The organism is Synechococcus sp. R8-2, assembly GCF_047461715.1.
GTDB lineage: Bacteria > Cyanobacteriota > Cyanobacteriia > Thermostichales > Thermostichaceae > Thermostichus.
In genome coordinates, this window is record NZ_JANSHQ010000547.1 from 1 (window position 1) to 7,529 (window position 7,529).

The 7,529-nt window shown below is 55.5% G+C and carries 7 protein-coding genes; 6 read left to right on the top strand and 1 reads right to left on the bottom strand.

The features are described 5' to 3' along the window. From NW819_RS12220 to NW819_RS12245, 6 genes are all read left to right on the top strand, one after another. Positions 1–722 (top strand): aspartate carbamoyltransferase (locus tag NW819_RS12220; RefSeq protein WP_414413906.1); only part of this gene is annotated, 722 nt, incomplete at its 5' end. Positions 723–1,230: 508 nt separating this feature from the next. Beyond that, positions 1,231–2,292 carry a phosphate ABC transporter substrate-binding protein PstS gene (pstS, locus tag NW819_RS12225; protein ID WP_414330700.1) on the top strand — a complete coding sequence of 354 codons (1,062 nt, stop codon included), beginning with the start codon at positions 1,231–1,233 and terminating at the stop codon, positions 2,290–2,292. Positions 2,293–2,439: 147 nt separating this feature from the next. Continuing rightward, positions 2,440–3,423, top strand: a complete 984-nt coding sequence (gene pstC, locus NW819_RS12230; RefSeq protein ID WP_414413907.1) for a phosphate ABC transporter permease subunit PstC — start codon at positions 2,440–2,442, stop codon at positions 3,421–3,423. A gap of 38 nt (positions 3,424–3,461) precedes the next feature. Further along, entirely contained in the window at positions 3,462–4,355 is an 894-nt protein-coding gene (gene pstA, locus NW819_RS12235; RefSeq protein ID WP_414352132.1) for a phosphate ABC transporter permease PstA, read from the top strand. 70 nt (positions 4,356–4,425) lie between these two features. Continuing rightward, on the top strand, positions 4,426–5,223 hold the full coding sequence (gene pstB, locus NW819_RS12240) for a phosphate ABC transporter ATP-binding protein PstB (RefSeq protein WP_414413908.1): 798 nt from the start codon (positions 4,426–4,428) through the stop codon (positions 5,221–5,223). 112 nt (positions 5,224–5,335) lie between these two features. Then, positions 5,336–6,703: an FAD-binding oxidoreductase gene (locus NW819_RS12245; protein ID WP_414413909.1), complete on the top strand. Its 1,368-nt coding sequence runs from the start codon at positions 5,336–5,338 to the stop codon at positions 6,701–6,703. Between the two features lie 158 nt (positions 6,704–6,861). Here the strand turns inward: NW819_RS12245 and NW819_RS12250 are convergent, their stop codons facing one another. Beyond that, a complete protein-coding gene (locus NW819_RS12250; RefSeq protein WP_011433505.1) occupies positions 6,862–7,296 on the bottom strand; it encodes a DUF29 domain-containing protein in 435 nt (144 codons plus the stop codon). Positions 7,297–7,529: the final 233 nt, after the last annotated feature.

Sequence of the window (7,529 nt, forward strand, 5' to 3'; positions counted from 1 at the left end):
GGGAGACGCTTTTGGATACGGCCCGCACCTTTCTGGCCATGGGATCCGATCTCTTAATCGTTCGCCATGCCCAGGCAGGAGTGCCCCAACAATTAGCTGCCGAGATCGACCGCCGTGGATCCCCTGCGGGCGTTCTCAATGCCGGGGATGGACTGCACGAACATCCCACCCAAGGTTTGCTGGATTTGTTTACCCTCTGCAGCCATCTGGATCCCCGGCGTCCCCGTCTGGAGTTGCTGCAAGGGATCAAAATTGCCATTGTCGGCGATATTCTCCACTCGCGGGTGGCCCGCTCCGATATCTATGCCTTGGTGACTGCCGGAGCTGAGGTTCACTTAGCCGGCCCTCCCACCCTATTGCCCAAAGATTTTGCCCAGTTTGTACCCGGCCATACGCTCCCTGTCCATTGGCAGCTAGAGCCTGCCCTCGAAGGGTCGCGTTTTGTCATCACCTTGCGCCTGCAGCAGGAGCGCATGGGCGAGTTCCTTCTCCCCAGCTTGCAGGAGTACCATCACTTCTTCGGCCTCACGCGGCAACGACTGCGCCTGTGCCACCCGGATGTCAAGCTTCTGCACCCCGGCCCGGTCAATCGCGGTGTGGAACTCAGCTCCGAGGTGATGGAGGATCCCGGCTTGAACCTGATTGAGCAGCAGGTCACCCACGGCGTGGCGGTGCGTATGGCCCTGCTGTACCTCATGGGGGGCGGGCGGATCCCAGCTTAGAGCCCAGATCTTTCTCTGCTCGGGGAACATGTAGAGCTGCCCCACGTCTAGAAGGTTGGAGTCTATCTTCTAACCAATTCTCTCTGCCAAAAGCCGAAAGAATCTCTGGGCGGGGCTTTTCCCGCCCTGCTGAAATCATGTCCAAGCTTGCCGAGAGGTGAGCAACATCTTTGTCTCAAATTTTACACATCTTGGATCTGGATCGAGTTTTTTTGCAGCCGTCTAAGCTTAGCTCTTATTCAAGTTGTGTCCGTTTGATTGGTTGTCAAATGAGATAGAAGTTCAGCAGTATAAGCCTTTTCGCGGATCCTGGGCTCCAGGATCCTGATTTTGCTGAAATCCAAACTGGCCAAAACCACCAGATGGAAAATCGAGGTTTGGAAACGAGCCAGCACACTCAAAAATATCGATTTTTCTCTTGACTTAACCCAAAGTTAACCTTTAGATATCCCTCCGTTAACTTTGAGGTTATAGGGTTGAAGATGTTGATTTGCCACAGATATTACCTATGCGAACCCTGCTTTCTGCTTTCTCCCTCACCGCTCTAACAGTAGGATTTCTAACAGCGACCTCGGCTCAAGCCCAAACCGTGCAAATCTCCGGGGCGGGCGCGACCTTTGCGGCTCCTTTGCTGCAACGTTGGTTTGACGCCTACAACCGCACCGTAGACCCCACTGTGCAAGTCAGCTATCAGTCTGTCGGTAGTGGTGCTGGCCTAGAGCAGGTGATCAATGGCACTGTGGACTTCGGCGCTTCCGAGGCGCCTTTCTCCGGTGCTCGCCTGGAAAACTTCCGAGCTAAATACCGCTATGAGCCCCTACAGTTGCCTCTGGCGGGAGGGGCCATCGAGTTTGCCTATAACCTGCCCGGCATTGAAGACGGAGAGCTCATCCTGAAGCGGAAAACCTACTGCGGCATCGTGACCGGCGAGATCACTCGCTGGGACGACATTCGCATCAAGGCCGAGAACCCACGTATAGCAAACAAGCTGCCACCCCTGGACATCACCTGGGTACACCGCTCTGATGGTTCTGGGACTACCTTTGTGTTCACCAACCACATCAGAACTGTCTGCCCTAATTGGACAGCCGGTGCTGGTACTTCTGTCGAGTGGCCTGTTGGCATTGGAGCCCAAGGGAATGAGGGCGTAGCCGCCACCATCAAGCAGGAGCCAGGGGCAATTGGCTACGTGAACCAGTCCTATGCCAAGCTGGAAAAGATGACCACTGCTCGCCTGGAAAACAAAGCGGGCAACATTGTTGAGTTCTCGACTGAGGCAGCTACCTCGGCGCTTGATGCTCCCATTCCTGATAACTTTGCGCTGTTGGTGCCCGACCCTGAAGGGCCAAATGACTACCCAATCGTGGGCTTGTTCTGGGTGATGCTGTACCGCGAGTATCCCGATCAGCAGAAGCTGACCAAGCTGGTGGAGGCTCTGAAGTGGACCCAGGGGCCAGAGGGTCAAGCCATCACCAAGGAGCTGGACTACATCCCTATGCCTGAGGCGGCTATCCAGCGGATCTTTGCAGAGCTGGATGCCATCACCGTTAACCCCAATGCGGTGCGATGACTGGGTTGCAGCCTGAACTCCACTAGAGTGGAGCTGGTGGCCGGCTGAGGAGGCAGATGAGGCTTTCTCGGTCGGCTGCTGGGCTTACCTTGCACGGTGGGATTTTTAGGAAAGTTTTGAACCGAAGATGATCATGGGAGAGAGGCTATGACTTCAGCGGCTACGGGTTATGGTTCACCACCAAACCCGGATATCGATGTTGACATTGAGAAAAAGGCGAGCCTGTCTCGGGCTGTTGATGTGGGCTTTGTCCGCCTGACGCTGGCCTTGGCAGGGTTTGCCGGCATTATCCTCATCTGGGTGATTCTTCAAACCACCGAAGCGGCTCTGCCGGCGATTCAGCAGTTTGGCTTGGGCTTCCTGGTTACTGCCCGCTGGAACCCGGTGGAAAACATCTATGGGGTGCTACCACAGATTTATGGCAGTTTGGTAACCTCTCTGGTGGCTTTGATTTTTGCCATCCCTCTGGGCATTGGCACTGCCATCTTCCTGGCGGAAGGTTTTGCCCCCAAGTGGGTAACGGAGCCGATTGGCTTTGCCGTTGAGCTGATCGTGGCCATTCCCAGTGTGGTGCTGGGGCTGTGGGGGATCTTTGTGCTGATTCCAGCAGTGCGGCCCATCTTTCGAGCCATTAACCAGACGCTGAGTTGGATCCCTTTCTTGGGTGGCCCGGCTCCGCGGGGGCCCAGCTTGTTGATAGTGGCTGTGGTGCTGGGGATCATGATCTCTCCCATCATCATCTCCATTACCCGCAGTACCCTTGAATCTCTGCCACGCAGCCTAAAAGAGGGGGCTTTGGCTTTGGGGGCAACCCGCTGGGAGACCATCTTAACGGTGATGATCCCTGCCGGCCTGTCGGGCATTGTCAGCTCGATCATGCTGGCGCTGGGACGGGCCCTGGGAGAGACCATGGTAGCGGCCATGCTTTCCGGCAACGCCAACCGCATCAATATCTCCCTAATGCAGCCGGGATCCACCATTACCGGCTTGATTGCCTCTCAGTTTGGCGAGGCAGGACGCTTGCAGGTTTCGGCTCTCATGTATGCCGGCGTGGTGCTGATGGTGCTGACGTTATTGGTCAACATTGTTGCCGAGATCATCATCCGCAAGTTTCAAAACTTGGAGCAGTAACTTGGGAAGCAGAAAGAAGATAAAGGAGCACTGTTATCATGTCCGACTCAGCACAGCTTGCCCCTGAGAAGGTTGACATCGACATTACTCGTGCCGCCATTGCCCCTGTCCGCAATTACACAGGCATTGTCCTAACCCTGCTGAGTGGCCTCTTTGTGGCGGTGATCATAGCTTCCCTATCTTGGGTGCTGTGGGATGTGGGCAAGGAAGGCATCCAGCGGATAAATTGGGATGTCCTCACCCAGACCCGCTACCCTGCCCCTGGCCTGGCGGAAGGGGGCTTTGGTCACGCAATTGTCGGCAATTTAATGGTGCTGGCTACGGGGGCGGCTTTGAGCTTTCCCTTCGGCATCTTGGCGGCAGTGTACTTGTCTGAATTCGGTCGCGGCACCCGCTTGGCTTATCTGGTTAAGTTTTCCTGCAATGTGCTCACGGGGGTACCGGCCATTCTCTGCGGCCTGTTTGCCTATGCTGTGGTGGTGAGGGGATCCGGCTTTTCGGCTTTCTCGGGAGGGGTGGCTTTTGGCGTGCTGATGCTGCCGATTGTCGTCCGCTCCACCGAGGAGGCGTTGCTGCTGGTTTCGCCCGACATGCGCTTGGCTTCCCTTGGCCTGGGCTCAAATCGCTTTCAGACCACAATGCGCGTTGTTTTGCCGGCAGCGGCACCGGCCATCGTAACCGGGCTAATCCTGGCTTTGGCCCGAGCGGCAGGCGAGGCTGCACCTCTGCTCTTTACCGCCTTCAACAACAATTTCTGGTCTACTGATCTCTTTGGCCCGGTGGCTACCTTGCCGGTGATGGTCTACTTTTTCTCCATCATTCCCTACAGGGTGCAGCAGGAGCTGGCTTGGGCGGGCGCTTTGGTTTTGTTAGCCATTGTTTTGGCGGCCAGCTTGACCGCTCGCTTTTTGGTGTACAAGACCAGGAAATAGCCTGAGGATTCTCAACAAAGTCTTGAATCGAACTCTTCGTCGAACTCTAGCTCTTTTTGTGAGTGCTGCCATGCAAACTCAATCTCTTAACCAGACCTCTTACGTTTTCAGGACCGAGAACCTGAATGTCTACTATGGCTCCAATCTGGCGGTAAAAAATGTTACTCTGGACATCCCAGCCCGACAGATTACTGCGTTTATCGGCCCTTCCGGCTGTGGCAAAAGCACGATCCTGCGCTGTTTTAACCGCACCAACGATTTGATCCCCGGTGCTCGTGTAGAGGGCAAGCTCACCTACCACGGCAAGGATCTCTACGCCAAAGAAGTCGATCCGGTGGCGGTGCGGCGGCGTATCGGCATGGTCTTCCAAAAACCCAATCCCTTCCCCAAAAGCATTTACGACAACGTGGCCTACGGCCCGCGGGTGCTGGGGATGAAGGTAGACTTGGACGAGGTGGTGGAAACCTCGCTGAGGCGGGCTGCCCTTTGGGATGAGGTGAAAGATAAACTGAAAGAAAACGGCCAGTCGCTGTCGGGAGGTCAGCAGCAGCGCCTGTGTATTGCCCGCGCTCTGGCGGTACAGCCGGATGTGATTTTGATGGATGAGCCCTGTTCGGCACTGGATCCCATTTCCACCCGCCGTATCGAAGAGCTGATGAAGGAGCTGGAGGAGGAATATACCATCATCATCGTCACCCACAACATGCAGCAGGCCAGCCGCGTCTCGGATATGACGGCTTTCTTCAGCGTGGAGCTGGTGGGATCCAACCGTGTGGGCGAGCTGATTGAATTTGACAGAACTGAAGTCATCTTCAACAGCCCCACCAAGCAAGCCACAAGAGATTATGTGGAGGGCCGCTTCGGCTAATCGACCTGGCCGGACAGGGATCCTTCCCATACTGTTCTCGGCAAACCCTTTTGCAGGCAATTTCTGCCGATGATGGAGTCTGAAGAACCGTTGCACCCAAATACGGATACCTATGATCGTTGCCGCTCCTGACAAGCTGCAGGCTTTGCGTTCTGACTTAGAGGGTATTGAGATCATCACTGATCCGGCTCAGGTGGCCAAGTTGTCGTTGGATTTTTACCACTACAGCCCCGTGCTGAGCCGACAACTGAGCGACAAGCGGGGAGATTTGGTGGTGCGCCCCGCCGATGAGGCCGAGGTGATGCGGGTGGCAGCGGCCTGTGCCAAGCTGCGGATCCCGGTTACGGTGCGCGGTGCCGGTACCGGTAATTACGGCCAATGTATCCCGCTGGCCGGGGGTGTGATCCTGGACATGGGCAAGCTCAACCAGGTGCTTTGGGCAAAGCCGGGCTTGGCGCGGGTGCAGGCGGGGGCCAAGTTGATGGCCATCGACAAACACACCCGGGAGATGGGCTGGGAGATCCGCATGGCTCCTTCCACCTATCGCACGGCCACCATCGGGGGGTTCATTGCCGGCGGCAGTGGTGGCATTGGTTCTGTGACTTACGGCCAACTGCGGGATCGGGGCAACATCTTGGGGCTGCGGGTGGTCACCCTGGAGGAAGAGCCGCGGGTGCTGGAGCTGCGGGGAGATGAGGTATTCAAAGTAAGCCATGCCTGGGGCCTCAATGGGATCATCACCGAGGTGGAGATTCCGCTGGCGCCTGCTTACCCTTGGGCAGAGCTGGTGGTGGCTTTTCCCCCCGCAGGAGGGTTTATGCCCTGTGCCCATTTTGGCCAGGCCCTGGGCGATGCGGATGGGATCATCAAGAAGATGATCAGCCTGCACGCTTGGCCGATCCCCAGCTACTTTGCGCCGCTGCGGGGCTATCTGCCAGAGGGATCCGCTGTGGCCCTGTTGATGGTGGCCGAATGCAGCCTGGAGCCGCTGTTGGAGCTTGTCCGGGAACATGGGGGCCAAGTGGTTTACAACAAAACTGCCCAAGAGGCCAGCAAGGGGATCTCGCTGGGGGAATTTTCTTGGAATCACACCACCTTGCACTGCCGCAGCGTGGATCCCAGCCTGACTTATTTACAATCGGCTTTTCCCGCCGATCGGGAGCTGAAGCTGGTGCAGCACATGTACGAGTATTTTGGCGACGAAGTGCTGATGCACCTGGAGTGGATTCGCATCAACGGGCAAGCTACCCCTGTCGGCCTGCAAATTGTCCGCTTTACCACCGAAGAGCGTCTAAACGAGATCATGCGCTACCACGAAGAGCAGGGAGTATTTATTGCCAACCCCCACACTTTCATCATCGAAGACGGCGGGCGCAAAGTGATGGATCCGCGCCAGATTCGTTTTAAAGAAGAAGTGGATCCCTATGGCCTGCTCAATCCGGGCAAGATGCGCACCTGGCAGGAGCGCGCCTCTGCTTGAGGAATAGCAACAGTAGCACAGCAATTGGCCTTGGTCTATCTGTATTGCCCATGTTTAATCCCTGATGGATTGTCTGGGCAGGACAACACCAGTCCAAAGCTCTACAGTCAGTACTGTGGGAATGCTGTCCACCGTTAAATGCTTTGTGGTGTGGACTGTCAAACTTCCGGCAGCCAGTCCTCTGCAAGCACCAACTCTGGAGAGTAGGGACAGACATCTGGAAATGTCGAGATTTCTATCCCCGTTTGCCTGGCTGCTTGGCGGCGCGCCCGTTGATAACTCTCTTCAAGTTGCTCTACCAGATAACCTTTTAGGCTAGGGCTATCTTCTATGGCCAATCCGATTTGGGTTCGCGCATCTGTAATGGAATCTAGCCAGCTATCTGAACGGCGCTGAGGTTGATATTGCCACTTGAGTAGATGCAGCAGAAGGCGAGTTAATTGACTGGTAATCCCTCGTCGTTCGCTCTTACCCAAATTCTCAACCTCTTCAATTAAGTGTGTTAGGTCAATTTCATGCCAGCGCCTTTCCCGCAATAGCCGGGTTGTTCGGTCAATCCACAAGTTAAAGTCTGTCGAGTATAGATTGCTCATAGCTTTGTCCTGCTGAAAAATAGGGTCGCGATAATTATGAAATCCAGACTACGTCCTTCTTGAGTTTACTACAATAAAACCTGTAACACCTGAGTTCTCAACCGTCTGGGAGCAGAGTCCTCTGGTGACAAACCTTATCCAGGCAACTCTTTCTATAGTCATTTCGATTTAAAGCAGGACACTGCACCCACACTTAAAGTGCACCGAGCCGGAAGGCTTTTCAAGGACTCCGT

Coding starts and splice junctions, on each gene's coding strand:
- pstS (WP_414330700.1), top strand. CDS start 1,231: ATGCGAACCCTGCTTTCTGCTTTCTCCCTCACCGCTCTAACAGTAGGA.
- pstC (WP_414413907.1), top strand. CDS start 2,440: ATGACTTCAGCGGCTACGGGTTATGGTTCACCACCAAACCCGGATATC.
- pstA (WP_414352132.1), top strand. CDS start 3,462: ATGTCCGACTCAGCACAGCTTGCCCCTGAGAAGGTTGACATCGACATT.
- pstB (WP_414413908.1), top strand. CDS start 4,426: ATGCAAACTCAATCTCTTAACCAGACCTCTTACGTTTTCAGGACCGAG.
- NW819_RS12245 (WP_414413909.1), top strand. CDS start 5,336: ATGATCGTTGCCGCTCCTGACAAGCTGCAGGCTTTGCGTTCTGACTTA.
- NW819_RS12250 (WP_011433505.1), bottom strand. CDS start 7,296: ATGAGCAATCTATACTCGACAGACTTTAACTTGTGGATTGACCGAACA.